Source organism: Arthrobacter sp. Bi83 (assembly GCF_918698095.1).
In the GTDB taxonomy this organism is placed as follows: domain Bacteria; phylum Actinomycetota; class Actinomycetes; order Actinomycetales; family Micrococcaceae; genus Arthrobacter.
The window spans coordinates 1-24,018 of record NZ_CAKKLY010000050.1; the positions used below are offsets into that span (position 1 = coordinate 1).

22 protein-coding genes are annotated in these 24,018 nt (G+C 66.7%); 12 read left to right on the plus strand and 10 right to left on the minus strand.

The window, feature by feature from the left end:
• Window positions 1-361 precede the first annotated feature (361 nt).
• Window positions 362-856 (plus strand): FBP domain-containing protein, encoded by a 495-nt coding sequence (locus LQ144_RS18805; RefSeq protein WP_230120274.1) that lies wholly within the window; start codon window positions 362-364, stop codon window positions 854-856.
• Between the two features lie 187 nt (window positions 857-1,043).
• Here LQ144_RS18805 and LQ144_RS18810 read toward each other — a convergent pair whose 3' ends face one another.
• From LQ144_RS18810 to LQ144_RS18820, 3 genes are read right to left on the minus strand one after another with little or no spacing between them, the layout of a single operon-like run.
• The gene (locus LQ144_RS18810; RefSeq protein ID WP_230120276.1) at window positions 1,044-4,514 is read right to left on the minus strand and encodes an ATP-binding protein; all 3,471 of its coding nucleotides are present in this window, start codon (window positions 4,512-4,514) and stop codon (window positions 1,044-1,046) included.
• A complete protein-coding gene (locus tag LQ144_RS18815; protein WP_230120278.1) occupies window positions 4,511-5,347 on the minus strand; it encodes a DUF4194 domain-containing protein in 837 nt (278 codons plus the stop codon). Before LQ144_RS18815 ends, LQ144_RS18810 begins: the two co-directional genes overlap by 4 nt.
• The gene (locus LQ144_RS18820; RefSeq protein ID WP_230120280.1) at window positions 5,340-6,797 is read right to left on the minus strand and encodes a DUF3375 family protein; all 1,458 of its coding nucleotides are present in this window, start codon (window positions 6,795-6,797) and stop codon (window positions 5,340-5,342) included. Before LQ144_RS18820 ends, LQ144_RS18815 begins: the two co-directional genes overlap by 8 nt.
• Before the next feature lie 347 nt (window positions 6,798-7,144).
• On the opposite strand from LQ144_RS18820, the gene LQ144_RS18825 reads away from it, so the two are divergent.
• The 3 genes from LQ144_RS18825 (at window position 7,145) to LQ144_RS18835 (ending at window position 10,592) form a co-directional block, all read left to right on the plus strand.
• The gene (locus LQ144_RS18825; protein ID WP_230120282.1) at window positions 7,145-7,447 is read left to right on the plus strand and encodes a hypothetical protein; all 303 of its coding nucleotides are present in this window, start codon (window positions 7,145-7,147) and stop codon (window positions 7,445-7,447) included.
• A 143-nt stretch (window positions 7,448-7,590) separates the two neighbouring features.
• Entirely contained in the window at window positions 7,591-9,564 is a 1,974-nt protein-coding gene (locus LQ144_RS18830) for an acyl-CoA dehydrogenase family protein (protein ID WP_230120327.1), read from the plus strand.
• A gap of 176 nt (window positions 9,565-9,740) precedes the next feature.
• The gene (locus LQ144_RS18835) at window positions 9,741-10,592 is read left to right on the plus strand and encodes a hypothetical protein (RefSeq protein WP_230120284.1); all 852 of its coding nucleotides are present in this window, start codon (window positions 9,741-9,743) and stop codon (window positions 10,590-10,592) included.
• A gap of 9 nt (window positions 10,593-10,601) precedes the next feature.
• On the opposite strand, the gene LQ144_RS18840 is transcribed toward LQ144_RS18835, so the two are convergent.
• Window positions 10,602-11,009: a YchJ family protein gene (locus tag LQ144_RS18840; protein ID WP_230120286.1), complete on the minus strand. Its 408-nt coding sequence runs from the start codon at window positions 11,007-11,009 to the stop codon at window positions 10,602-10,604.
• A 208-nt stretch (window positions 11,010-11,217) separates the two neighbouring features.
• Between LQ144_RS18840 and LQ144_RS18845 the strand changes: the two genes are divergently transcribed.
• The 6 genes from LQ144_RS18845 to LQ144_RS18870 all read left to right on the plus strand — a co-directional run bounded on the left by LQ144_RS18845 (window position 11,218) and on the right by LQ144_RS18870 (window position 16,284).
• Window positions 11,218-12,069, plus strand: coding sequence for a hypothetical protein (locus LQ144_RS18845; protein WP_230120288.1), 852 nt, complete (start codon window positions 11,218-11,220; stop codon window positions 12,067-12,069).
• A 133-nt stretch (window positions 12,070-12,202) separates the two neighbouring features.
• Entirely contained in the window at window positions 12,203-13,207 is a 1,005-nt protein-coding gene (locus tag LQ144_RS18850; RefSeq protein WP_230120289.1) for an aldo/keto reductase family protein, read from the plus strand.
• 8 nt (window positions 13,208-13,215) lie between these two features.
• On the plus strand, window positions 13,216-14,067 hold the full coding sequence (locus tag LQ144_RS18855) for an SDR family oxidoreductase (protein WP_230120290.1): 852 nt from the start codon (window positions 13,216-13,218) through the stop codon (window positions 14,065-14,067).
• 137 nt (window positions 14,068-14,204) lie between these two features.
• Window positions 14,205-15,314 (plus strand): sulfite oxidase, encoded by a 1,110-nt coding sequence (locus tag LQ144_RS18860; protein ID WP_230120291.1) that lies wholly within the window; start codon window positions 14,205-14,207, stop codon window positions 15,312-15,314.
• Window positions 15,315-15,354: 40 nt separating this feature from the next.
• Window positions 15,355-15,798: a DUF1003 domain-containing protein gene (locus tag LQ144_RS18865; RefSeq protein WP_230120292.1), complete on the plus strand. Its 444-nt coding sequence runs from the start codon at window positions 15,355-15,357 to the stop codon at window positions 15,796-15,798.
• A gap of 99 nt (window positions 15,799-15,897) precedes the next feature.
• Window positions 15,898-16,284, plus strand: coding sequence for an RNA-binding S4 domain-containing protein (locus tag LQ144_RS18870; RefSeq protein WP_230120293.1), 387 nt, complete (start codon window positions 15,898-15,900; stop codon window positions 16,282-16,284).
• A gap of 89 nt (window positions 16,285-16,373) precedes the next feature.
• Here LQ144_RS18870 and LQ144_RS18875 read toward each other — a convergent pair whose 3' ends face one another.
• The 4 genes from LQ144_RS18875 to LQ144_RS18890 are packed head-to-tail and all read right to left on the minus strand — an operon-like array spanning window position 16,374 to window position 19,411.
• Entirely contained in the window at window positions 16,374-17,024 is a 651-nt protein-coding gene (locus tag LQ144_RS18875) for a dihydrofolate reductase family protein (protein ID WP_230120294.1), read from the minus strand.
• Window positions 17,021-18,601, minus strand: a complete 1,581-nt coding sequence (locus LQ144_RS18880) for a DUF4389 domain-containing protein (protein WP_230120296.1) — start codon at window positions 18,599-18,601, stop codon at window positions 17,021-17,023. The genes LQ144_RS18875 and LQ144_RS18880 overlap by 4 nt, the downstream gene beginning before the upstream one ends.
• Window positions 18,602-18,638: 37 nt before the next feature.
• Window positions 18,639-19,085: a flavodoxin domain-containing protein gene (locus tag LQ144_RS18885; RefSeq protein WP_230120298.1), complete on the minus strand. Its 447-nt coding sequence runs from the start codon at window positions 19,083-19,085 to the stop codon at window positions 18,639-18,641.
• On the minus strand, window positions 19,082-19,411 hold the full coding sequence (locus LQ144_RS18890) for a hypothetical protein (protein WP_230120300.1): 330 nt from the start codon (window positions 19,409-19,411) through the stop codon (window positions 19,082-19,084). The genes LQ144_RS18885 and LQ144_RS18890 overlap by 4 nt, the downstream gene beginning before the upstream one ends.
• A 330-nt stretch (window positions 19,412-19,741) precedes the next feature.
• On the opposite strand from LQ144_RS18890, the gene LQ144_RS18895 reads away from it, so the two are divergent.
• Window positions 19,742-21,235, plus strand: coding sequence for an amidohydrolase (locus tag LQ144_RS18895; RefSeq protein WP_230120302.1), 1,494 nt, complete (start codon window positions 19,742-19,744; stop codon window positions 21,233-21,235).
• Here the strand turns inward: LQ144_RS18895 and LQ144_RS18900 are convergent.
• A complete protein-coding gene (locus tag LQ144_RS18900; RefSeq protein WP_230120304.1) occupies window positions 21,232-21,741 on the minus strand; it encodes a hypothetical protein in 510 nt (169 codons plus the stop codon). The two genes, LQ144_RS18895 and LQ144_RS18900, sit on opposite strands and share 4 nt — an antisense overlap.
• 57 nt (window positions 21,742-21,798) lie before the next feature.
• Window positions 21,799-23,142 carry a serine hydrolase gene (locus LQ144_RS18905; RefSeq protein ID WP_230120306.1) on the minus strand — a complete coding sequence of 448 codons (1,344 nt, stop codon included), beginning with the start codon at window positions 23,140-23,142 and terminating at the stop codon, window positions 21,799-21,801.
• A 203-nt stretch (window positions 23,143-23,345) separates the two neighbouring features.
• Between LQ144_RS18905 and LQ144_RS18910 the strand changes: the two genes are divergently transcribed.
• Window positions 23,346-23,963 carry a uracil-DNA glycosylase gene (locus LQ144_RS18910; protein ID WP_230120308.1) on the plus strand — a complete coding sequence of 206 codons (618 nt, stop codon included), beginning with the start codon at window positions 23,346-23,348 and terminating at the stop codon, window positions 23,961-23,963.
• Window positions 23,964-24,018 lie beyond the last annotated feature (55 nt).

Genomic DNA, 24,018 nt, shown 5'->3' on the forward strand with positions numbered 1-24,018 from the left:
CTCTCACCTCCCGCACACTTCCCCCCCAACGCTCTCTCACCTCCCGCGTTGCCGAGATGGCCCGGATTTGGGAGGATGGCGAGGCGGGCCAGTGGTGCCCGCCGACAGGCGATGGGCATCGGCCGGGAACGAGGGGATGAGCATGCTGAGGACCACTGAGGTCATCGCAGCCGTGGGAAGCGGGGCGGCCACAATGGCCTGCTTGGCCTCCGCAGCAACGCCAGCCTTCCCCCGCCGGACCTGCCTTTAGCCGTCCCGACGAGCAATGCCCAAGAACGGGCTTTCTTTAGTGTGCGCGGATCCGCTGACACGGACCGTCATGCCCCCGAGGGGGACCATTCAAATTCGAAAGCTCATGACCATGCAAAAAATTACTCAGCAGCAGATCCGCTCGTCCTTCGTAAATGCAAGCCGCTCGGAGGCGGCCAAGCTGACGTTACCCAGGGACTTCGACACCCTGGACTGGGACAGGCTGGACTTCCTCGGGTGGCGGGACGGCAAGATGCCGCTACGCGGCTATCTGGTCCTGCCTCGGACCGGAGGTCTCACGGGGATTATGCTTCGTGCGCCTGAAGGCGGAGCAAGGAAAAGCCGTGCCGTGCTCTGCGAGCTGTGCCGCGACGTGTTCTCGAAGGACGACGTCCTGTTGTGGGTCGCGAAACGAGCCGGGCAATCCGGCAGGGACGGCAACACCGTCGGGACGCTGATCTGCGCCGACTTCCTGTGCTGCGGCAACGTGCGCGTGGAGCCACCGGTCAACGAGATCAACCCGGACCCTGCCGCCGTCGTACTTCGGCAGATCGATGGACTGATGGCAAGGACCGAGCTGTTCCTGGACCGGGTTCAAGGACGCTAGCGCCCGACGCTCCATCAGATCCTGCCGTCTCAGCCGCGGACGCTCGCTCACATCCAGTGGGAGAGCGTCCGCGGCATTCCCGCAGGAAGTGAGAGAGCGTCGGGATGGACCGGGCGAAAGGTGAGAGAGCGTCCGGGAAAACACCGCAGGAAGTGAGAGAGCGTCCTGATGGGCCGGCCGGACGGGGTCAGCGGAGCACGATGTCCACGGGGTTGGCTTCGGACCGCCATTGCCCTCCGGACCCGGGTTTCGGCGCGATCACCGGGGCCGTCAGCACGCCCGAGCGGTTGGTGCGTTTGTCGCGCAGGATTTCAGTGACGGAACCAAGGTGCCGCGACAGGTCGATGACGTTTTCCGGAGCGGCCAGGAGCAGCTGGAAACCAAATTCATGCAGCGCCTTGATGCCCGCACCGGCGAACTCTTCGGACGCCAAAACGAAGGCCTCATCCATCATCACGGTGCCGTAGGTGGTGAAGCCCTGCTCTGCGATGCCCAGCTGGTAGCTCAGCGCCGCGGCCATGATGAACGCCGTGAACCGCTGCCGCTCGCCGCCGGACATGGAGCCGGTGTCCGCGTGCATGAACACCTCGTTCTTCGTGCCCGCTTTGGCGCCTTTCTTTCCGGCAGGAACGTCCACCTCGCGGTGCTCCTTGCACTGGATGAACAAGTGCCCGCGCACGTCCAGCACCTCGGCGCGCCAGCGCCGGTCCTCCGGCGTCTGCGACCCCAGCCGCTTCACGAGAGTTTCCAACGACTTGTAACGGTTGGTGAGCTCGGCGTCGTCGTCCGTTTCCGAAGCAGCCGCGCCCGCAGCGCGCGAGGGCCGCGTATGCCGCGTCTTCAGCGCGTTCTGGATGGCGTCCTTGAACTGCTTCGCGGTGGGCGGCAGCGTCTGCTTGATGTCCAGTTCCAAGAAGCTGCCCTCGTGGAAATTGACCTCGGACAGGATGCCGTTCAGCGGCAGGATGCGGCTGGTGATGGAGCGCCGCTCCTCGTCCAACAGATGCAGCAGCGTGCTGAACGATTCGTGCGTGCGCTGGTTGAAAAACTGCCGGAACTCGGCCTCCTGCGCGGGCAGTCCATCGCTGACAATCGCATGGTAGCGGGCTTCGAACTCGCTGGCCGCGCCGATCGACGTGCCGTGGTCGGCGGAGATGGCGGTGCCCCATTCGCGCACGAAGCCCTCGAAAAGGCGCGTGAGCCGCTCGGACGTGGCCTGCCCGCGCGATTCCGCCGCATGCAGCTCGCCCAGCAGCTGGGTCTTGACCCTGGCGGCGAGGTTGTCGAGCTCATGCATTTCCGTAACGTCGCCAAAACCGGTGAAGTACGGTTCCAGCGCGGTGACTGTGGAGTCCGACGGCGGCGCCTGGTTCAGGCGGGCCCGCGCGGCTTCCAGCAGCGAATCGGAGGTGGTGAGCTGGTGGTCCAGCGCCTTGTATTCGCTCTGCAGCACGGCGGCGGACTCGGTGCTGGACTGGTGTTTCTGGCGTGCCGTCTCGATGTTGGCGCGCAGCGGTTCGAGGTCGGCCTGGGCCGCGAGGGCGTCCTTGAGCCGCTGCTCGATCCGGGTGAGTTCGTGCGTGGCAACGGCTGCCGAGACCTGGTCCCACGGGCGGTGGTCCTCGGCCACCCGGCGCAGCGCCTCGAGCTGCCGGGTCATGCCCTGGTGCGATTCCTCCCTGCTCTGGGCAAGCTCCGCGGCCTTGGCGAGTTCCTGCCGCAGGTCCGCCACCTGCCCGGCCACCAGTTCGAGCTTGGAGGCGTTGTCGAAGCCGAGGACGTAGTCCTGGCGGCTGTTGAATCGGTCGTCCTTTTCCACGGTGTGCCGGTTCCGTTTGACCACGCCGCCCAGGCTCAGGCCCCGGTCCAGCCGGGCCAGTTCGTCCGGGTCTTCCACGCAAGGGTAGGCGAAGTCGAGGGCGATGCGTTCGCGGATCCACTGCCCGGCGTCGGCCACGGACCCGGTGGTGAGGATGTCCAGCTTGGTCAGCAGGTCGCCGTCGGACACGTCCTCCACAGCCAGCGCGCCGCCGGCAAGGGGCTTGGACACGTCAACTGCGCGGAGGGCACCGCGGACGGTGTGGTCGTTCAGGTACCGCGTGACGGCGGCGAAGTGCTCGCCCGGAACCAGCAGCGTGGTCGCCAGGTTGCGGAGCGCGCGCTCGGCGGCCGGCCGCCACTGTTCCTCACCCTCGGCAAGGTCGATGAGCTCTCCCCCGAAGGGCATCAGCTCCTCGGGGACGCCCGCCGCGGCCGCGATGGCGGCCCGGTTTTCGATGCTCGACGGCGGCAACAGGGACTTCCGCGTCTTCAGCGACACGAGCTCCTGCTCGGCGGCGGCGAGCTCGCGCTTCCTGGTGGCGTGGCCATCAAAAGCCTCGAAACGGAGCTCCTTCAACGCCTCCGAATCATCCTTGAGTTCGGCGGAGCGGGCGGCAGCCTGCTCGTGGGCCTGCTCCCAGCCCTCGGCCGACCAGTGCAGCTGAAGGCCGGCGTCGGCCAGCGCCTGGCGGGCGGCCTCCTCCACCTGCTCGCGTAGCTTGAGCCCCACCCGGGCATTCTCGAGCGATTGCTCGATGGATGAGATGGCGTTGCCGCCCTGGTTGTTGTAGTCGGCTTCGAGCTGGCGCAGCTCTTTGGCCAGGCCGTCGCGGACAGCACGTTCGGCCCCGAGCTCCTTGGCCTTTACCTGCGCGAGTGCCTTGAAGCGGGCCAGGGTCTTCCCGTGCACCGCGACGGCCAGCTGCTGCCGGTAGGCCTCGAATTCCCCGCCTGCCAGTTCCCGGAGCCGGTTCGCGTCCAGCAGCGAATGGGCGTATTCCCTGTTCAGCTCCGGAACCGGGGCGAGCTGGTCGCGCTGCTGGCGCACGTCCTCGAGCCGCTGCCGGATGGACATGAGGTTGCTGAATTCCTCAACGACGCCGTCCGCCGCGGCCAGCGTGGCCGGGGCATCCAGAACCTGGTCGCGGAAAAAGGTGTTGACGCTCCCGCCCAGGCCTTTTCCGGCCTGGATCACGCGGAGCAGCGGCAGCGCCTGGTCAGAGTTGATGCCCAGGAGGCGCCGGAAACGCTCGGCGAAGGCCTTATGGACATCAAAGATCTGCGCGTCCGGGAAGATGCTTTCCAGCGCAGCCTTGGTGAAGCGCCTCTCGGCGATGTCCTCAATCGCGGGCAGGTCCAGCGGCACGTTGTCGATCAGGTAGTACCGGCCGACGCTCGACTCCGTGCCGTTCTTCGGCAGGTCGAACAGGGCGGACACCGACACCTTGGTGCCGGCCGCGTTGTCGAACGTCAGGGCGACGGCGGACCAGGTGGCACCGGGGCGCTGGAAGGCACTGGCCGAGCCCTCGCCTACTGCTTTGTCCCCCACCTTGCCGCGCATGTACGTGAACGTGGTCCTCTTGTCCTCGACAGCTCCGCCGGAGCGCTGGGCGGCAGCCTCGTTGGAGCGCGGCCGGGCGTCGAACACGCGGAGCATGGCGTCGAACAGCGTTGACTTGCCGACGCCCGAGTTGCCCGTAAGCAGTGTGCCGTTGCGGTCCACGTGCATCGTATGCGCTCCGTGGAACGTCCCCCAGTTGACCACTTGGACCAGCGCGAGGCGCATCTGGCCGGGGTTGGTGAGCTCGCCCATCGGGAGCATGGTTGCGATGCTCACTTGGCCGCCTCCACTTCGTCAGTGTCATCGTCAGTTTCGGCAGGCTCAACCAGCGTACTGTCGTCGAGCTCTATCAGCGCTTCCGTACCTGTGGGGTCGGCAGTGGCTGCGACCAGGGCTTCGATCTGGGCCGGGATGTCTCCGATGTTTTCGAAGGGGAGGGCCAGCGGGAGGGCGTTGGAGATTGTGTAGACGTCGTCCAGGCCTGTGGTGAGCAGGAGTTGGCGGGCCAGGAGCTTGGTGATTGCCCGGTTGACCACGTCTGAGTCGCGGAGGGCGTCCTGCTGGCCGGCCGGCTGGTAGTGCGCCACGAGCTCGGCGATTTCCTCGCGGGTGATCGTGGGATCGGTTTGGGCCGTGACGTGGCGGTCCAGCAGGAGTCTGAGGCGGAGCAGCACGATTGTTTCCACCCGGCTCAGGGCACGCTGCTGGCGAAGGATGCTCGAACGGGTGCTGCCGCCGATGGCTTCGGGGTCCACCGGGCGCAGCACAGCAATCTTGCGTTCATGGTCCAGCTGGAGCGTGAGGAACAGTTCGGAGAGCCGGCTGCGAAGGATCAGCTGGTTGTCGAGGAGGGTTGTCCAGAGTTTCTCGTCGCGGCCGCCATCCACGTACGGGCCCTTCAGCAGCTTCACGAGGGCTTGGCGCACCTTCATGGAAAGCACGCCGGTGTCGCCCGGGAAGAGCGCGGCGCCGTCCACGAAGGTGTCGCGCGGGGTGACTCCGCCGCTGATTGAGCTTGTCGAAATCCCGGCCTCCTGGGGCTCGACAGGCTCGACCACCGGTGCGTGCTCGTCCACCGGGGTTTCCGTCGTCGTAATCTCTTCAGTCATCGGAATCCTTCTTGAGCGTGACCACCGGCAGGAAAGCCTTGCGGGTGGTGCCGTCGATCTGTTTGAACTCGACGGCGTCCCAGGCCTCGCGGTGGAAGCCTGCGCCGTCGTGGAGGGCGTGCGAGAGAAGCGCGCGGATGGAGTTGATGTGCCGTTCCTCCGGTGCGAGCTGCTCCCACGCCTCGGAAAGTGACGCTGCACCCGCAAGCGCTGCCCGGATGGCCTCGGGGCGGGCCTTGCCGGTGCGCGGCGAGCGCACGCGGTCCGAGTCGCTGAACGCGATGGGGTCGGCGAGCTTGGGCGGGGCCGCGAACTCGTCGGGATCGAACAGCTTCACCATGGCAAGGGACTCGAAGCCTGCGTTGAACAGCACCGGGCCGCGGACCATGCCGGGCTGCTCGCGTTCGTAGGGCAGGGAACGGATGGCCTGTTCGGCCTCGCGCAGCACCTTGCGGAGCAGGACAGACTGGCGGAAGTCGTCGCTCTGGACGTAGGTGTTCAGGCTCTCGCTGAGCTTGCCGTAGATGCGCTGGATCTGGCTGTGCTGCTGCCTGAGCTCGGCCACGAGGTTCTTCAGTGTTTCGCGGTCCTCAGGTGAAAGGTCGTCCGCGAACTGCCGGCTCAGGACCTCGCCGATCGCCGAGCGGAAGCGCAGCTGCTGCTGCGGGTCCTCGAGGAAGGCGGCAAAGGAGCGGAAAGTCCTGCCCTCGGGGCTCTGCCTCAGCCGCTTGTCCGCCTCCAGCACCTGCGCCATGGTAGCGCCCTTGCTCAGCGATTCCTCAATGATCTGGTTGCGCAGCCCGCCGACGAGCTCCTCGATGCGGTCACGCATTTTCTTGTAGTCCGCGGGCAGGCTGGCCGCGAGGTCCAGGATGTTGCCCGCCGCTTCCACGGCCTCGTCGTCATCCAGCAGCCCGTCGAAATCGCCGGAACTGATGTCCTGGATGAGCTGCTGCCGCTCCTCGATCTCCTCTTCCAGCGACTCCAGACGGGCGCTCTGGTCCGGGTTGGTCTCGTTGGCCAGCTTCTCCACGTCACCCAGCAGGGTTCCCAGCCGGGATCCGTTCAGGGTGGAACGTTCACTGGAAAGACTGTCCAGGAACGCCAGCACGCGGGCCGCCGGTTCTGTGACTTCGTAAACGATCTGTCCGGACTGGTTCCGCCGGGTCAGGAACTGCTTGCGTGTCCATTCGTCACCGAAGGACTTGCCGTTGGCGCTGCCACCCAGCCCCGGCTCCTGGCGGCGGAGCTGCTCAAGGAAGGAATCGACGTCGGCATGGAACTCTTCCAGCGGAAGCTGCGGCCGCGTGCGGGTGAAGGATGCCTGCAGCACCGCGATCACCCAGGGCGCGGAGCGCGTGAGCGCCCAGGCGGGCCCCCTGGTGAGGAGCTCGAGGTCCCGGAGCCGTGCGCTGATGGCGTCAGCGGAGGACGTGGCTGACCGGGGCACACACTCTCCTTAAGCTGAGTTGGGGATGGTCTCGGCAGAGGAAACCGGAAAACTGCCAACTACAAGGTTAACGCAGAGGGCCTTTCACCTAAGGCGTGAGGGTGCGCTGGGCCAGGCCTGGGCCAACGAGCGTCCCGATTGGGCTGCCGCTGACCGCGCGTTGACGGGGGAAAAACGTCAGGCATGTTGCTGGTGGGGTTGCTGAGACAAAGCCGTGACCTACGGAGCAGTATGATTTCGATCCCGTATCAACAGGCGCGACCCGCCATGCAGCCTGTGGATGGACCCGGCGGCCCGCCCTAAGCTCGTGCTACTGATCCAACCGCAGCAAAGGCGCAGGGGGAAGCATGGAGTTCGACCTAAGTGCAGTGGAGACGGCAACCTTGGTGTTCACAGGAACGCTGGTTTTTGCCATGGTGCTGGTCCTGTTCGTGGCGGCGGCGGCATGTGCCGCGTTGGTCCTGGTGGGGGTGGGGCGGCTGGCCTGGCTGATCGTCGCCGGCACCCTGCTCGGGCTGGTCCACGGCATCAACCATTTGTGGGACCGGCTGGTGCACCATGCCTCCACCGTGGAGCTGCCCGGAGATTTTCAGGGCCAGCCCTCCCCTAGCACCGGTACTTACCCGCGGGTAGCATTGAGGGACAGCTGAAGGGTTCTCCACCCGCGGCGGACCCAGGGCTCAAGCCGGTCACCGGTTAGAGGAGATGCCCCGTGAGCTCCGCCACTGAGAGTCCCGCCACCGAAGGCCAGCCCGCCCCCGCAGAAACAACGGGTCACGGCACCATCCCGACTATCGACAGCCCGGCCTCCGAAACGCCGGTGGCCGCCGAGAAGATCGGCGCCGGCGCCTCCGCGGAGGACGCCCGCGCCGTCGCCGAGGCGGCCCGCGAGACCGCCTGGGAGCGGCCGAGCTTTGCCAAAGGCCTGTACCTCGGCAGCTTCGACCTCAGCCTCATCCATCCCTGGCCCGCGGCCAAGGCCGATGACGTGGAGCGCGGCGAAGCCTTCATGGAGCGTCTCACGGAGCTCTGCCGGACCATGTCCGGCAGGCTGATCGAGCGTGAGGCCAAAGTCCCGGACGAATACCTCAGGGGCCTGGCCGACCTCGGCGTGTTCGGCATGAAGATCCCGCTGGAGTACGGCGGCCTGGGGCTGTCGCTGGTGTATTACGGCCGCGCCCTCGCGCTGCTGGGTTCGGTGCACCCCAGCCTCGGCGCGCTGCTGTCCGCCCACCAGTCCATCGGCGTGCCCGAGCCGGTAAAGGTGTTCGGCACCGCTGAACAGAAGCAGGAATACCTGCCGCGATGCGCGGGCGGCGCCATTACCGCCTTCCTCCTCACCGAGCCCGACGTCGGCAGCGACCCCGCCAGGATGGGCAGCACCGCCGTGCCCACGGACGACGGCGAGGCATACGTTTTGGACGGCGTGAAACTTTGGACCACCAACGGAGTGATCGCGGAACTTGTGGTGGTAATGGCCGTGGTGCCGCGGCACACCGACGCCGACGGAACCGTCCACAAAGGCGGCATCACCGCCTTCGTCGTGGAGATGGACACGCCGGGCATCACGGTGGAAAACAGGAATGCCTTCATGGGCCTGCGCGGCATCGAGAACGGCGTCACCCGCTTCCACCGGGTCAGGGTTCCGGCGGCCAACAGGCTGGGCCGCGAGGGCCAGGGCCTGAAAATCGCGCTGACAACCCTCAACACGGGCCGCCTCTCCATCCCCGCACTGTGTGTTGCGTCGGGCCGGTGGAGCCTGAAGATTGCCCGGGAATGGTCCAACGCCCGCACCCAGTGGGGCCGCCCGGTGGGACAGCACGAGGCCGTCAGCAAGAAAATTGCCTACATCGCCGCCACCGCCTTCGCCCTCGACGCGGTGTTTGAACTGTCCGCTGAACTGGCCGATGCCGGCCAAAAGGATGTGCGGATCGAGGCCGCCCTGGCGAAGCTGTGGTCCACCGAACGCAGCTGCCAGATTGCCGACGAACTCGTGCAGATCCGTGGCGGCCGCGGCTTCGAAACCGCCGATTCGCTGGAGGCCCGCGGCGAGCGCGCCGTCCCCGCGGAGCAGCAGCTGCGCGACCTGCGCATCAACCGGATCTTTGAAGGATCCTCGGAGATCATGAAGCTGCTCATCGCCCGTGAAGCCGTGGACGCCCACCTGGCCGCCGCCGGGGACCTGGCGTCCGTGGACGCCAGCCTCTCGGACAAGGCGAGGGCCGCCGTCGGGGCGTCCGGCTTCTACGCGAAGTGGCTGCCCAAACTCCTGGCGGGCGCCGGCATGGACCCGCGGTCCTACAGCGAGTTCGGCCGGCTCGCCAAGCAGCTCCGCTTTGTGGAACGGTCCTCGCGGCGGCTCGCCCGACAGACGTTCTACGGCATGGGGCGCTGGCAGGCCAAGCTGGAGCATAAGCAGGCGTTCCTGGGACGGATCGTGGACATCGGCGCCGAGCTCTTCGCCATGGCCGCGTGCTGCTCCCGGGCGGAGATGCTGCTCCGCACGGCTCCGGAGCGCGGCGCCACCGCGTTCGAGCTGGCCGAGGCCTTTTGCGAGCAGGCCCGCGTCCGGGTGGACGAATACTTCGACCAGCTGTGGCGCAACACCGACGACGGCGACCGTGAACTCTCGCGCAAAGTCCTCGCCGGAGACTACGAGTGGCTCGAAGCCGGTGTGCTGGACCAGTCCGAGGGCACCGGGCCGTGGATTGCCGACGCCGCACCCCGGGCCTCGGTAAAGGAGGACCTACACCGGAAATACCGCTGAGCGCGGGACGGAACCCGCTTGCCGGCCGGCAGACGGCACGAAAACCAAATAGTAAGCATCCTTGCTAAGTCGGATTGAACGGAGTTAGCTAGAACTGAGGCCAGCGCCTTGGCCTCGGCATTGCGTTGCCCGGCTTAGATCTGAGCCCGGTCCGTTCAATGAAAGCGAGACGTTCAATGAGCAGCCCCATAAGTTCCGAGGACAGGCGCCCCCGCCGCACCCAATCCCAATCCCAATCCCAATCCCAACCCAGCACCGACGACACCCCGGTTTACGACGCCACGCAATCAGGCGACACGGACGCATGGAGCACGGACGAGCGCGAGGGCGGCCGGAGGGACACCGACACGCGGGCCATGAACACCCAGGCGCCCTACGCTGAGCGCGACTACACACAGGAGGCGCACACCAGCGCGGTCCCGCGTACCGATCCCGGGATGGCGTCGCGGGAGATCGCCGTGGCCCGTGAAAAGGAGGCCTTCGGCGGTATCCAGGTGGGCTCGGCGTTCTTCGGCTGGCTGGCCGCTACGGGCATGGCCGTCCTGCTGACCGCCCTGGTGGCGGCCGCCGGGACAGCCGTCGGCCTCGCCACGAACACTGATGTGAACGCGGCTGTCGGACAGGCGACGACGAATCAGACAGTGGGCGTCGTGGGCATCATTATGCTGCTGGTCATCCTGTTCGTCTCCTACTACAGCGGCGGCTATGTCGCCGGCCGGATGGCGCGCTTCAACGGGGCCAAGCAGGGCTTCATGGTGTGGATCTGGGCCCTGATCGCCGCCGTGATCGTGGCCGTGCTGGGCCTGATCGCCGGGGAGCGGTTCAATATCCTCGCACAGTTGAACAGCTTCCCGAGGATTCCCATTAACGAAGGCCAGCTCAACACCACGAGCATCATCGCCGCCGTTGTGGTGGCTGCTGTGGCCCTGGTGGGCGCCGTGCTGGGCGGGATGACCGGCATGCACTTCCACCGCAAGGTGGACCGCGCCGGCTTCACGCCCACCGCGGACTACGATGACCGCCATTAAGAGCTGCGATCAGGCCTGGTGCAGAACGACGGCGTCCAAGTAGTACCAGCGCCGGTCCACCCTTAGAAAGCGGCTCGTTTCGTGGTGGACGCCGCGTTCGCCGTCCTGCCTGAAGTGCGCCCTGAATTCCACGGTGCCCTGGGTGTCCAGCGGGCCGCCGCGGCTCGTGGACACGACGTCCAGCCGGCGCCACTCAAGGCCAGGATCGAGCTCCAGCTCCGAGGGCCGCGTGTCCGGATGCCAGGTTTTGAGCAGATAACCGGCATCGAGGAGGACGAACGCGCTGTAGCGGGAACGCATCAGCTGTTCTGCCGTTGCGGCTTCAGCGGATCCGCGGTGGAAACGGCCGCAGCAGTCCGCGTACTGCTCTCCGGAGAGGCACGGGCAGTTACCGGCAAAGGGCTCTGGCTGGGTCACGGCATCCCCTGGAAAATGTGGTGTTTACTTGCTAATTCCGACTATATGCCTGCCGGGAGGGGCGCATCCGATAACAGGTTCGAAACAACACCGGCGGGGCCTTGTCATGCGGGCATGTCGGCAGTAAATAGTCCGTATGGTGGTTAGGGGCTGTTTCCGGTTGTGACTGTCGCGGGGTGCGGCAGCCGCGGGCTGTTAGGAGGGTGAAGTGGGAGATCCGACAACGATTGCACTGAACCTGACATTTTTTGGCACGGTGTTTGTGGCCTTTGTCATGTTCATTGGGCTCTTCATTATTTTCACGGCCATGCTGCTGATCGCCGGGACCGGCCGCCTCACCGCCCTGATCGTCATGGCCCTGTTCGGCAGGTTCCCCAAAACCGACACCATCGAGCTGGTGCGGCTGTCCGCGGACGGCCAGATCGCCCGGAGTGTGCCCGTCGCAGAGTCCGCCAACAGCCACCCCGCCGAGGATCGGCCGGGAAAGGCCCGGCCCGCAAAGCCCCGGCTGCCCAAGACGCAAAGCACTTCCCGCCCGGTTCGCGCGCCGCGCCCTCCCATCGACTGGAAGAAACTGCTGACCCGCGCCGGACTCGAAGAGGCGCTGCGCACCGCCGTCGTTCATCACCCCCTGGTGACAGCAGCGCGCCCGGTACCGCCGGTCCTCGCGAAGGACTGGGCGGACGCCGTTGCCGCGGCGGATGCCCGTGCCGTGGCGCGGGCCCGCGCGGCGGCTCCCACGATCGATGTCCCGGTCCGCGACGTTCCCGTCACGGGCACCGGCGAAATCGTGAAAGTTGCGCCGCTGGTGGAATCCGCCCTGCACCATGGCGCCCGCGCACCGCTCACCCAGGTCCCGCCGCCGCCGTCCCACGCGCCCGGCGAAAAGGGCAGCGGAAACGGAGCAAAGAGCCCGCAGCCGGCGCAGCCATCGACCGCGAAGTCCGCCCAGCCGGCAAGGCCCGCCAAGAAGCCTGCCAACGCCGGCCACATGGCCATCCTGGATACCGGGTCCATGGTCTCGCTGTCGCAGCACACCGAATCACGCATCCGGTCCTGACACCGCGGGGGACGGCAGCGCAAGGGACCCCCCGTGCCAGCTAACCCCGCGGCAGCCCTGCGGGTGACACGGCTGGCGGATGACCGGCCTGTATCCCTTACCCTGAGCAACCATCTCCGCTAGCGTGAAACCCATGGAATTCAGATACCTCGGAAACAGCGGCTTCAAGATCTCGGAAATCACGTTCGGCAACTGGCTGACGCACGGCTCCCAGGTGGAGAACGACGTCGCCACCCAGTGCGTGCGGGCAGCGCTGGACGCCGGCATCAGCACCTTTGACACCGCCGACGTCTACGCCAACACCGCCGCGGAGACCGTCCTCGGCGAAGCGCTCAAGGGCGAACGGCGCCAGTCCCTGGAAATTTTCACCAAGGTCTTCGGTCCCACCGGGCCCAAGGGCAAGAACGATCTCGGCCTGTCCCGCAAGCACATCATGGAGTCGATAGACGGCTCGCTCAGCAGGCTGCAGACGGACTACGTGGACCTGTACCAGGCACACCGCTACGACGTCGAGACACCGCTGGAAGAGACCATGCAGGCGTTCGCGGACATCGTGCGGCAGGGCAAAGCGCTGTACATCGGCGTCAGCGAATGGACCGCGGAGCAGCTCAGGAACGGGCACGCGCTGGCGAAGGAACTCGGCTTCCAGCTGATCTCCAACCAGCCGCAGTACTCCATGCTCTGGCGGGTCATCGAGGAAGAGGTGGTCCCGGCGTCGGAGGAACTGGGCGTCTCCCAGATCGTGTGGTCCCCCATGGCGCAGGGCGTGCTGAGCGGCAAGTACCTGCCCGGCCAGCCGCTGCCGGAGGGCAGCCGCGCCACGGATGAAAAGGGCGGCGCCAAGATGATCCAGCGCTGGATGCGCGACGACGTCCTCACCGGCGTGCAGGAGCTCAAGCCGATCGCCGACGAAGCCGGGCTGACCATGCCGCAGTTGGCGGTGGCCTGGGTGCTGCAGAACCCGAACGTGGCGTCCGCCATTATTGGCGCCTCGCGGCCCGAGCAGATCGCGGACACTGTGGCTGCATCGGGAGTCACGCTTGAGGCGGACATCATGAAGAAGATCGACGCCGCGATCGGTTCACTCGCCGAGCGTGATCCTTCCCAGACGAAGTCCCCCGAAACGCGCGAAGGCTAGGAGGGGCCATGACAGATCTCCCTGACCTTGCCGTGACCGGCTCCACCGGCGTGCTCGGAGGGATGGTGGCGCGCCAGCTTGCGGATGCCGGCTTCTCCCAGCGCCTGCTGGTGCGCGACGCCGGCCGCGCACCGGAGCTGCAGGACGCACCGTCCGCCGTGGTCAGCTACGCGGATCCGGTGCTTGCACGTTCCGCCCTTGACGGCGTGAAGACGCTGTTCATGGTTTCCGCGGCCGAGGCCGAGGACCGGCTGCAGCAGCACTACACGTTCGTGGACGCCGCTGCCGCGGCCGGGGTGCAGCACATTGTCTACACCTCGTTCTTCGGTGCGGCGCCGGACGCGTCCTTCACCCTGGCGCGGGACCACTACGCCACGGAGGAGCGGATCCGGGCGTCCGGCATGGCCTTCACGTTCCTGCGGGACAACTTCTACCTGGACTTCCTGCCGATGCTGGCCGGGGAGGACGGCGTGGTCCGGGGGCCCGCCGGGGACGGCGTCATGGCTGCCGTGGCCCGGGAAGACATTGCCCGGAGCGCAGTGGCGGTGCTGCGGGACCCCGCGGTGCATGCGGGCTTCACCTACAACCTCACCGGGCCGGAGGACATCTCGCTGGCCCGCGCGGCCGAAGTGCTTTCCAACGCCACGGGAAGGACCGTCACGTACCACAATGAAACGCTCGAGGAGGCGTACTCCTCGCGGGCTTCCTACGGCGCTCCGGCGTGGCAGGTCAAGGCCTGGGTGAGCACGTACACGGCGATCGCGAACCGGGAGCTGGCCGGGCCGACGTCGGATGTGCACGGCCTGACGGGGCAGGACCCCATCGGGCTCGCGGAGTTCGTGAAGCTGCCGCAGATTTAGCTGGCCGGCTCGCGCGGCTAATCAGGCGCTGACGGTCCTGGGATTGACGGTCCCGGGATTGACGGTCCTGGGGGCGCGGCGTAAACCTGTGAAGTGGGGGGACGCCCGTCCGCAGAACCGAGCAGAATCGCAATGCCATGTCCAAGCTGATCTACAGACGCCGTCAGTCCGCCCGGCCGGCTCCGCATGCTGGGGAACCCACCTATGGTCCGCTCACCGCAGAGGAACTGCAGCTCGCGGTGCGAAACCACTCAATGCCGCTGGAGGCGCTCCGGGAGGACATCACGCCGCCCGGACTGCATTATGTTCTGACGCATTTCGATATCCCGCACATCGACGCCGGGTCCTGGCATTTGCGGATCGGCGGCGCCGTGGAGCGGTCGCTGGAACTGAGCCTGGCCGCACTGAAGAAGGACCCGGCCATCAGCGTCCCTGTGACGCTGGAGTGTGCCGGCAACGGGCGCTCACTCCTGAAACCGAGGCCGCTGAGCCAGCCGTGGACGCTCGAAGCAGTGGGCACCGCGGTGTGGACGGGGGTTCCGCTGGCTTACCTGCTGGCGCAGGCCCGCGTGGAGCCCGAAGCCGTTGAGATCGTGTTCACCGGGTTGGACGAGGGAATCCAGGGCGGCGTCCGGCAGCAGTACGCGCGGAGCCTGCCGATCGCGGAGGCGCTCCGGGCCGACGTCGTGCTTGCCTACAAGATGAACGGCAGCGAGCTCCCGCCGCAGCACGGCTATCCGCTGCGGCTGGTGGTTCCCGGTTGGTACGGCATGACGAGCGTCAAGTGGCTGCAGTCCATCCAGGTGGTGACCGTGCCGTTCCACGGCTTCCAGCAGTCGGTCGCGTACCGCTACCAGCACACCGCGGACGACGCCGGCGCGCCGGTTTCGCGGATCAGGATCCGTTCGCTGATGCTTCCGCCGGGCATTCCGGACTTCTATACACGCCGGCGCATCCTTTCCCGCGGCCCGGTGATGCTGCGCGGCCGGGCCTGGTCCGGTGAAGGCGCCGTGACGGGTGTGGACGTCGGTATCGACGGCAAGTGGGCGCCCGCGCAGCTGGAGAAGGCCGCCGGCGCTTTTGCATGGCGCGGCTGGAGCTTCCCGTGGGTCGCCGATCCCGGCGAGCATGAGCTGGCCTGCCGGGCCACGGACGCAACCGGCGCCGTCCAGCCGCTCGAGCAGCACTGGAACTACCAGGGCATGGGCAACAACGTGGTCCAGCGGGTAAAGGTCAGGGTGGAGTAGCCGGGACGCTGGCACTCCGCTCCGCCCGTACTCTGGGCACATGAGCAAGCAACCAACAACGTGGCACGAAGAGCATAAGGCCCAGTTAAGCCGGGGGCAACGCGCGGCCGACGTCATGCGGAACGGCATGGGCAGCTGGCCGTTTGTGGGCGGCTTCATCGGGTTCATGATTGCCTGGGCATTGGTGAATTCCCTCGTCCTTGCGTCCAAGGCGTGGGATCCCTACCCGTACATCCTGCTGAACCTGTTCCTTTCCATGCTCGCCGGGCTGCAGGGCGCCATCCTGCTCATCGCCGCCAAACGCCAGGATGCCATCGCGGCGGTTATGGCCCAGCACGACTACGACACCGATGTGCAGGCCGAAGCCGAGATCGAGCGGCTGACGGCCATCAACAACCAGCAGCTGGAGATCCTCCACGAGCTGCGCCAGCTTCTTCGCGACCGCGGTGACGCGGCGCAGCGGGAGGGTGGTCACTCCCAGTAGTCCCCGCCGGGCGTGCCCTTTTGATAGATCACCCGTCATGTTATTCGGCGGCCGGGCTGCAGAGGGTCGGAATGGGGGCCGCTATACTCGGCAGCAGTCATGAGCAGCCTTCCTTCAGCACCCGCCACGGTCCGCATTGATGCCTGGCTGTGGGCCATCCGTGCCTACAAGACACGCTCCGCGGCCACTGCTGCATGCCGCGCCGGACACGTCCGGCTCAACGGAAACCCGGCCAAGGCGTCGCATTCGCTGGTCCCGGGCGACACCGTCCGCGTCCGCCAGCCGGGATATGAGCGCATCCTTGAGGTGCGCCGGCTCATCGCCAAGCGCGTCGGCGCGGAGGCGGCCTCGCACTGCTTCACCGACCACACGCCCCCGCGGCCCGCGGCCCCGGCTCTCGGCCTCCCACAGCGTGACCGCGGAACCGGGCGGCCCACCAAGAAGGACCGCCGCGAGATGGAGCGCCTCAAGGGTTCCGGCGGCTAAATGCAACGCGGGGTCACATAACGCCCAATCGGCCGTCGATATTGGGCCGTATCTGACCCCGCGTTGCTCTATTTCGGCGAGGCGGCGGCTCAGTCCCGGACGCGCTCCCGCCCGTCCCGCACCTCGAACTCCCCCACGTCCAACTCTCCGGCGCCGAACGCCGTGGGCAGCAGGGTCAGGTGGACGGCGCCGGCAGCCGTCGCTTTGTGCCCGGCCAGGGTAAAGGCCGACGGCGCGGAGCCGGTGTCGAACAGGCGCTTGCCCTGCCCCAGCACCACCGGGAACACGAAGAGCCGGTACTCGTCCACCAGACCGGCGTTGTGCAGGGCTCGGGCCAAAACGTGGCTGCCGTGCACCTGAAGCTCACGACCGGGGCTGGATTTGAGGTCGTCGATGGCCTCGAGAATGTTGCCGGACAGAATCGTGGTGTTGTTCCATGTGGCTTCGCTGAGGGTGTTTGAGACCACGTACTTGGGCAGGCCGTTGAGCGCGGCCGCCACTGCGTTATCCGGGTCCGAGACCTGTTCCCAATAGGGTTGGAACAGCTGGTATGTGGTGCGGCCCAAGAGGATGGCGTCGGCCTCGGCGAACCAGCCGTCCACGATCCTGCCCATGTCCTCGTCCGCGTGCGGGACAAGCCAGCCGCCAAGTTCGAATCCGCCGCTGGCGTCCTCTTCCTTTCCGCCCGGGCCCTGCATGACTCCATCCAGGCTCAGGAACGTGTTGACAGTCAGTTTCATGGTTCACCTCTCGGGGGATTGCCGGGTTGGGTTCCGTAGAAATCGGCCGGACCCATGTCGAGGCGGAACGGCGGATACTCGTCCCGCATGAGTGCCACATAGGCGGCCACCCGGTACACCCAGCGGTTCAGGCCGAGCAACAGGTCAAACAGACTCCCGAGGTAGCTCCCGGTGAACAGCAGGATGACGCCGGCGATGAAGGCCAGGAGCGATATCAGAGCGACTCCGCCGCCAGACGAGTAGCGGGCGGCACCACCTGCAAAGTCGTCGTCGGACGCCGCCCAGGTGCGGGAGTTGCCCGCCAGCACGCCCACGATCAGCAGGTGCGGGATGGCCAGCAGCCATGACTTCACCAGGACCAGGCCGCGGGAGAGGTGTTCCGGATAGTCGACGTCGAAGTCGGCCGGATAGTCCGTGCGGGCCAAGGTGAAGGGCGGGTAGCGGTCCGTGCCGATCGCGGAGAAGGCGTAGAAAGACACCCGCCAGCTCCAGCGCAGCACGCCTACGTTGAAGTTGAACAGCGAGCGCGGGTAGCGGGCGGTGAACAGGATGGCGAACCACGCCACGATGGTGGTGATGACCAGGGCGAACCAGAGGAAGAACAGCACGATGAGGTGCGGAATCGCAAGGAACCACTTGACCAGCCACATCCAGCGCGACAGCCCCGGATCGAGGTGCCCGCTCAGGCGGGCCGGGTATGGTGCGTTCGAAAACAGCCCGACGGCGGGTGGCGGCGGTGGTACGGCCGCCCCGCTGCCCGGGACGCCTCCGCCGTACGGAGTGCCGGCCCCATACGGGGGACCGGCACCATACTGGGGGCCAGCGGCTGCATTGGCGAGTGGAGCGGTGCCGCCGGGTCCAGCGGCGTGCGGTCCCGCCGTCGGATATTGCGGCGGCGGGCCGTGCCGTCCGAGACCCATGGCACCGGCGACGATCAGCGGGACGCCGACGGCCAGGAGCACGATGCCGGAGATCAGCAGTCCCACGAACAAGGGCCACAGCAGGTCCGAACGGATGCCGCCCTGCAGTTCGGCGGCGATGGGCGCGCTGGCGTCTGCATTCATCACCACGATGGCCCAGCTGCCGGGGCGAAGGTCCCACCTGAGTTCCTGGGTGCCGGCGCCAGTGGCAGAAGCCGTCCAGAAGGTCTGGGCACTGGGGCGTGCAGGGGCGCGCGCGCCCGGAATTTCACGGTAAGCAACCCTGAAGGGCCTTGTTTCAAGGTCCCGGATTTCCGACCGTTTGACCCCCTCCAGATACCGCTCCATGTCCGGCTGCGGGGCGATGCCGATAAAGATGTCCTTGCCGGCTGTGCCTGACGCGCCGCGGATGAGGATGCTGCCGGCGCTGTCAGACGGGATGACATCGGGGAGACGTTGGCCCGCCATGATGTCCAGCCCGACGGATGTGATGGCGTTGGAGCTGGCCTCGAAGCGCTCCGTTGACGAGGTGAAGTAGCCCTCGTCGCGCTGCTGGAAGTTGAGCCATCCGACTCCCGCTGCGCCGGCGAGCAGCCCCAGGCCCAGAAGCGCCGAGAGCGTGCCCAGGACGAGCATCACGATGCGGCTTGGTTTCATGGCCGCGTTCCTTTCCTGATGAGTGGCCTACGGCGCACTACGGGTGCAAAGCCGCGAGGAGTTCCTTTGCCCAGGCGGTGGCCTTCTCAAGTTCTCCGGGGCGCAGCGGTCCCTCGCTGCCGCGGACGTAGAAGGGCATCGGCTTGGCAATGATGTGGGCACCGTCTGCCCGGAGCGTTTCCGTGATCTTCCGGGCCGCGTCGCCGTGGATGAAGAGCCGGACGCGGGTGTCGAACGCGGCGGCCCTAACGCCGTCGAGCTGTCCGTTGCCGAGCGCTGACAGCAGCTCGGTGATTTTCGGCGTCGGACGCCAGCCGTTGATCGGGCTCCCGACGACGAGGAGGTCGCTCAGGGCCAGGTCACCGGGGTTGAAGTCACCTACCGGCACGGCCTCGGCAGGAAGCGGATCCAGTGATGCCGCGATCGTCGTGGCGACCTCCTTCGTGTTGCCGTAGGCGGAGTCGTAGACAATGTGCGCCTTCATACTCTCTCCCGGCTCTTTGCTGCCGGCGGTGGATCCAGGATGCGCAAAGGGCAAAGCAGCCCTGAACTTCCGGCAGCGGCCGCCAGGCGGTTGAGCTGGGCTGGATCGTGAAGGGCCGTGACGGCGTCCGACGCAGCGCGCGCATGGGCCAGGTCCATGACGATCTCCCGGCCGGGCAGGAGAGCGCTTGTCCGGCGGGCCACCACATATAGTGCCCTCAGGTTCGCGGCCGTCAGCGTGCCCCGCACGTCGATGCGCGCCGATTCCATGTTGGCGTCGATGTGGACGTGGACTTTAAGCCGGTGCTGGGTGGAGGTTCTGTCCACCGCGGTCACGCCTCTCCGGCGGGGAGCGTGAGTCCGGCGGGCAGCGGCGGTGGCTGACGAATCTGTCCAGGGTCAATCTGCTTCTTCATGCGGCCGCGGCCTCCCCGTTTCCTGCTCCTGCGGGAAACGGCGGGTTCACGGTGCCATTCCCCAACACGTGGTGAGACCCGGTGACGCCAGCGACCACGGATCCTCCCCCGGACTTCTTTGTCAGAACCGCGTCACGTCCAGAATGCACCTTCAGGCGTGCGCTGTGAAGAGGGCTAAAGTCGCGGGCAGGAGGTCCTGCCCGGATTGTTGCCCGGGCATTCGGCCCATAACCTGTTTCCTATGCTCTTCGACCAAGAGGGACACCCACTGCCTGACATCATTCTGGCTTCCGTCAGGCAGCCGGGGGACCCTGCACTGTTGAACATCCACATCTCAGACGGCGCGGTCACCCGGCTCAGCCCTGCGGGCGAGCGGCCGCCCGCCGATGTCCCCGTGATTGACCTCGATGGCCGGCACGTCATTCCAGGGCTGTGGGACGAGCACGTGCACATGACGCAGTGGGCCCTGGCGGCCAACCGGATCGATCTTTCCCTCGCGGCGTCGGCGCGGGAGGCCGCGGGGGTGGTGCGCGCCCGGTTGGCGGACGCCGACCGGAGCCTGACTGTGGTGGGGGTCGGGTTCCGCGATGCGGTGTGGGAGGACGTCCCCAGCCGTGAAATGCTCGACGACGTCACTCACCGGGTGCCGACGGCACTGATCAGCCACGACCTCCACTGCGTGTGGCTGAACTCAGCCGCGGCTTCGAGATACGGCGTTGAGGTGGATGCCGGCGGCCTGCTACGCGAGGACGCTGCGTTCGCCCTGACCCGCGAGCTGGGACGTTTGCCTGATGAGGTTGTTGATTCGTGGGTCCGGACTGCTTCTCGGGAGGCCGCCGCACGGGGAATCGTGGGCGTGGTCGACTTCGAGATGACCTGGAACCGCGACGTCTGGCTGCGCCGGGTGGCAGGCGGCTTCGACTCGTTCAGGATCGACGCGGGCGTCTATCCGGATGACCTGGCCCGGGCGGTCGCCGCGGGCATGCGGACCGGGCAGGAGCCCGACGGCGGGGCAGGCCTTTTGCGCGTCGGCCCGCTGAAGGTGCTCATAGACGGATCCCTGAACACGCGCACCGCGTACTGCGTGGACCCGTATCCGCACGGCGGCCACGGGATGCTGACCGTCAGCGAAGCGGAGCTGCTGGCGCTGCTGGTCACGGCCCGGGAGTCCGGGTTCGTTCCGGCCGTCCATGCGATTGGCGACGGCGCAAACCAGGTGGCACTGGATGCTTTCGCCGCTGCCGGGATCCCGGGCCGGATTGAGCATGCCCAGTTTGTGCGGCACGAGGACTTTGCCCGCTTTGGCGAGCTGGGCCTGACCGCCAGCGTCCAGCCCGCGCATGCCCTGGACGACCGGGACGCCGCCGAGGCCAACTGGAGCGGGCGCACCGACCGGGCCTTCCCGCTGCGGTCCCTGCTCGAGGCCGGCGCGGTGCTGGCACTCGGCTCCGATGCGCCGGTGGCTGTACTTGATCCGTGGGTAGCGATGTCGGCCGCGACCACCCGGTCGCGTGTGGACGGGCGCGGACCGTGGCATCCGGAGCAGGCTCTCACTCGGCGGGAAGCGCTCATGGCTTCGACCCGGGGACGCGGCCTGATCCGGGTAGGGGACCCTGCGGACATCGCTGTGCTCGACGCCGATCCGCTGTCCGTGCCGGACGAGGTGTTCGCCGGGATGCCGGTCGCTGCGACACTGGTGGCGGGCAGGTTTACGCACCGCGGCTCCGGCGTTTAGACCCCTTTGGCCCGGGCCTGGACGAGGTTGGCGAAGGGGAGCCTGCCGAAGTGTTCGCGGAATTCGGCGTGGTACCTGGCTTCGGCGAGGTTCACCTCCTCTGCGGCCAGCTCCTTCCACGCGATGAGCAGGGTCCGGGAGTCGGCGAGCTGCCAAATCAGTCGACCGTCCCAGTGCCCGGGCGGCTTGCCCTTTCCGAAGTCCACGAACTCCTGGATCTGCCTGCGGAGGCCGCGGTTTCCCTTGCTTCCGGGGCCGGCCTTACCCAGGTAAATAACGTCCGCGTCCTCGACCCATTCGGCGTGGAGCGCTTCCGCCCGGAGCGACGGGTCCTTCTTCTTGAACACCCCGGCGGTGCTCTTGGCCAGGAACCGCGGCTCGAAGCCCTCGGGGCGGAGCACTGCGAAGATCCCGGGCCGCTGCGGAATCCGGTTGATTTCGAGGTCCCTGACAGGCCGGAATCCGGTGAACCCGTCGTCCTTCAGCGTTTGTTTGGAGATAGGCAATGGGTTCCTTGGATCGGGGCGGTCATTCCCTTGAAGCTTACGAAAGTACTCCGGCCCTCACTCGCGGGTGAAGGTGCCGAGCCCCGTCTGGTCGTAGAAGTCGAGCCTGACGCTGGCTGCCGTGCCGCCCGCCCCTTCGGTGAAGATTGCGCCTGCCAGGCCGTTGCCATTCTCTCCAATGGATTCAAAGCTGAACGTATCGCCGTCGAAGTGGGTGAGCCTGAACGTTGTGGCCTTGGCAGCCGGGCCCATTTTCAGGGCAAGTCCGCGGCCATCCTCGGCGACAGCCAGTGCCCCGTAGTAGGAATTGGCGTAGCTGCCGGTGTAGAAAGTGCTGGTCCGCGCTGGTTGGGTGTGCTCTGGTGCCTTGGAGTAGTCCGTCTTCGGCTTCTCCGCCTCATCGATCTGCCGGAACGCCCGGGCGGTAAAACCAAGCCAGTCGACGGTCGGCGCACCGTTCTGAGCCGCGTCCAAGAAGCCCGCGCTGATGGCTTCCGGGATTCCCTGGGGACGTCCGTTGGTGAGGACCACGATGCCAAGCTGCTCACCCGGAAGCATGGAGACGGCGGTCGCTGCTCCAAGGTTGAAGGCTCCGGAGTGCCCCAACAGGAGCCGGGCATGGTCGTCGTAGGAGACATTCCAGCCGAGGCCGTAAAAGCGTGTGCGGGCTCCCGGCGTGGCGGGCAGCCCTGAGACGGCGTGTGGAACGTGGGTGACGCCAAGGGCCTCCGGCTCGATGATCTGCTTTCCCTCATAGCTGCCGTTGGCGAGCTGCAGACGGAGCCAGCGGGCAAGGTCCCGGATTGCGCCCGCGGTGTAGCCGAAGTTGCTGTAGTTGTAGCTGGCCCGGAATGAGTCCAGCGGCTGCTGGTCGAGGTGGCTGAGGATATAGGACCCGTCGGCTCCGGCCGCCACTGTGGAGGCAAGCGGTTTGGACACCGACGCCAGCTGGAAGACCGTGTCGGCGTCGACCTGCTCCGTCTTCCCCGCCGCCCGCACGCCGAAACCCTTGGCGTACACGGACTGGTCCCGGTAGACCACCGCCACGGCGATCCCGGGAACCCCAGTGCTCGCCATGGCGCTTTGGACCATCCCGTCGAGCTTGGCCAGTGCATCGCTGACCTTCTGCGGGTTGAGCAGCGGCTTGACCTGTGGTTCCGGCGCAGGGAGCAACGACGCCGGCGTGCTCGGGTCGCCGGGCTCGCCGGCGGGCCTGGCTGCGGCAGTGCAGGCGGACAGAAGCGGGGTCCCCGCAATTCCAGCGGCTCCGATCCCTATCAATTTCAGAAGCGACCGGCGGTCCGGGGATGCCGAACTGGTCCTGGTCACGGCGATCATCTCAAGTTCATGGGCACCAGGCTCGCCCCTGCGCCGAGGGAGGGCGGTCGCGCTGGCTTTCATCCTTCATGATGAACCTGTGCCGGCGCCGGAGAAAGATCCAATGCCCAGGTAGCACCACCCATCCGCCCATTTCGAGGACTGAACAGCCGGAAGACGCCGGTCCGCAGCCACGACTGTGAACTCCCCCGCGCACCCAAACCGGCAAAAGCGTACAGTGGAACAAGACGCCTGATTCTGGACGCCTTGCTGCTGAGGGAGAGATCGTGACGATTGACTGGGACGAAAAAAAGGCCCTGCTACAGGAACCGAACATTGCGGCGGTAACGCAGCTGTGCGACGAACTCATGGAAAAGAAGCCGGGATCCACCGTCCCCTACATTGACCCCATCCATGACGAGGACGAGTGCCGCATCGTCAGCCTCCACGTCAGCCCGGGCAAGGGCACCGAGTCCGGATTCGTGTCCCACTTCAACGACGATGAAGCCGCCCGCCGGGCCACCCAGATCTACGAGCTCGCGGAACTCGACCCTCGCTACGTCATGCCGTGGAACGCCTACCCCTGGGTTCGGGATCCTGACCTTCCGTCGGCCCTGAATGTCCAGGAGAAAACGGACGGCCTGCGCCCCTTCCGCCAGTTCCTGAAAATCAATAAACGCGTCTCGGCCGTCATCGCCCACGGCACCGACGCCTCGACCTTCCTGACCCTCTTCGAGAAGACCTACCACTCCTCACTGAAGAACAACGGCATCAAAATCTACAAGGCCAGCGCGCTCGGCGGGCGGGCCTTTGCTGTTTCCGAGGCCAAGCAGGAGGAGCTCCTCACCAAGAGCGTGGACATCTACAAGGACGCCATGCAGCGGGCGGGCATCCAGCACCTGTAGTTCCGCCACATCCGACAAATTAAAGGCCAATGGGCGCCGGGAGGGATATCCCAGC

What these genes read in the sequence shown, in the direction of transcription:
- LQ144_RS18855 (WP_230120290.1), top strand. Translation starts at nt 13,216, where the DNA reads ATGACAGATCTCCCTGACCTTGCCGTGACCGGCTCCACCGGCGTGCTC.
- LQ144_RS18895 (WP_230120302.1), top strand. Translation starts at nt 19,742, where the DNA reads ATGCTCTTCGACCAAGAGGGACACCCACTGCCTGACATCATTCTGGCT.
- LQ144_RS18885 (WP_230120298.1), bottom strand. Translation starts at nt 19,085, where the DNA reads ATGAAGGCGCACATTGTCTACGACTCCGCCTACGGCAACACGAAGGAG.
- LQ144_RS18880 (WP_230120296.1), bottom strand. Translation starts at nt 18,601, where the DNA reads ATGAAACCAAGCCGCATCGTGATGCTCGTCCTGGGCACGCTCTCGGCG.
- LQ144_RS18860 (WP_230120291.1), top strand. Translation starts at nt 14,205, where the DNA reads ATGTCCAAGCTGATCTACAGACGCCGTCAGTCCGCCCGGCCGGCTCCG.
- LQ144_RS18875 (WP_230120294.1), bottom strand. Translation starts at nt 17,024, where the DNA reads ATGAAACTGACTGTCAACACGTTCCTGAGCCTGGATGGAGTCATGCAG.
- LQ144_RS18815 (WP_230120278.1), bottom strand. Translation starts at nt 5,347, where the DNA reads ATGACTGAAGAGATTACGACGACGGAAACCCCGGTGGACGAGCACGCA.
- LQ144_RS18865 (WP_230120292.1), top strand. Translation starts at nt 15,355, where the DNA reads ATGAGCAAGCAACCAACAACGTGGCACGAAGAGCATAAGGCCCAGTTA.
- LQ144_RS18905 (WP_230120306.1), bottom strand. Translation starts at nt 23,142, where the DNA reads ATGAAAGCCAGCGCGACCGCCCTCCCTCGGCGCAGGGGCGAGCCTGGT.
- LQ144_RS18825 (WP_230120282.1), top strand. Translation starts at nt 7,145, where the DNA reads ATGGAGTTCGACCTAAGTGCAGTGGAGACGGCAACCTTGGTGTTCACA.
- LQ144_RS18835 (WP_230120284.1), top strand. Translation starts at nt 9,741, where the DNA reads ATGAGCAGCCCCATAAGTTCCGAGGACAGGCGCCCCCGCCGCACCCAA.
- LQ144_RS18870 (WP_230120293.1), top strand. Translation starts at nt 15,898, where the DNA reads ATGAGCAGCCTTCCTTCAGCACCCGCCACGGTCCGCATTGATGCCTGG.
- LQ144_RS18850 (WP_230120289.1), top strand. Translation starts at nt 12,203, where the DNA reads ATGGAATTCAGATACCTCGGAAACAGCGGCTTCAAGATCTCGGAAATC.
- LQ144_RS18805 (WP_230120274.1), top strand. Translation starts at nt 362, where the DNA reads ATGCAAAAAATTACTCAGCAGCAGATCCGCTCGTCCTTCGTAAATGCA.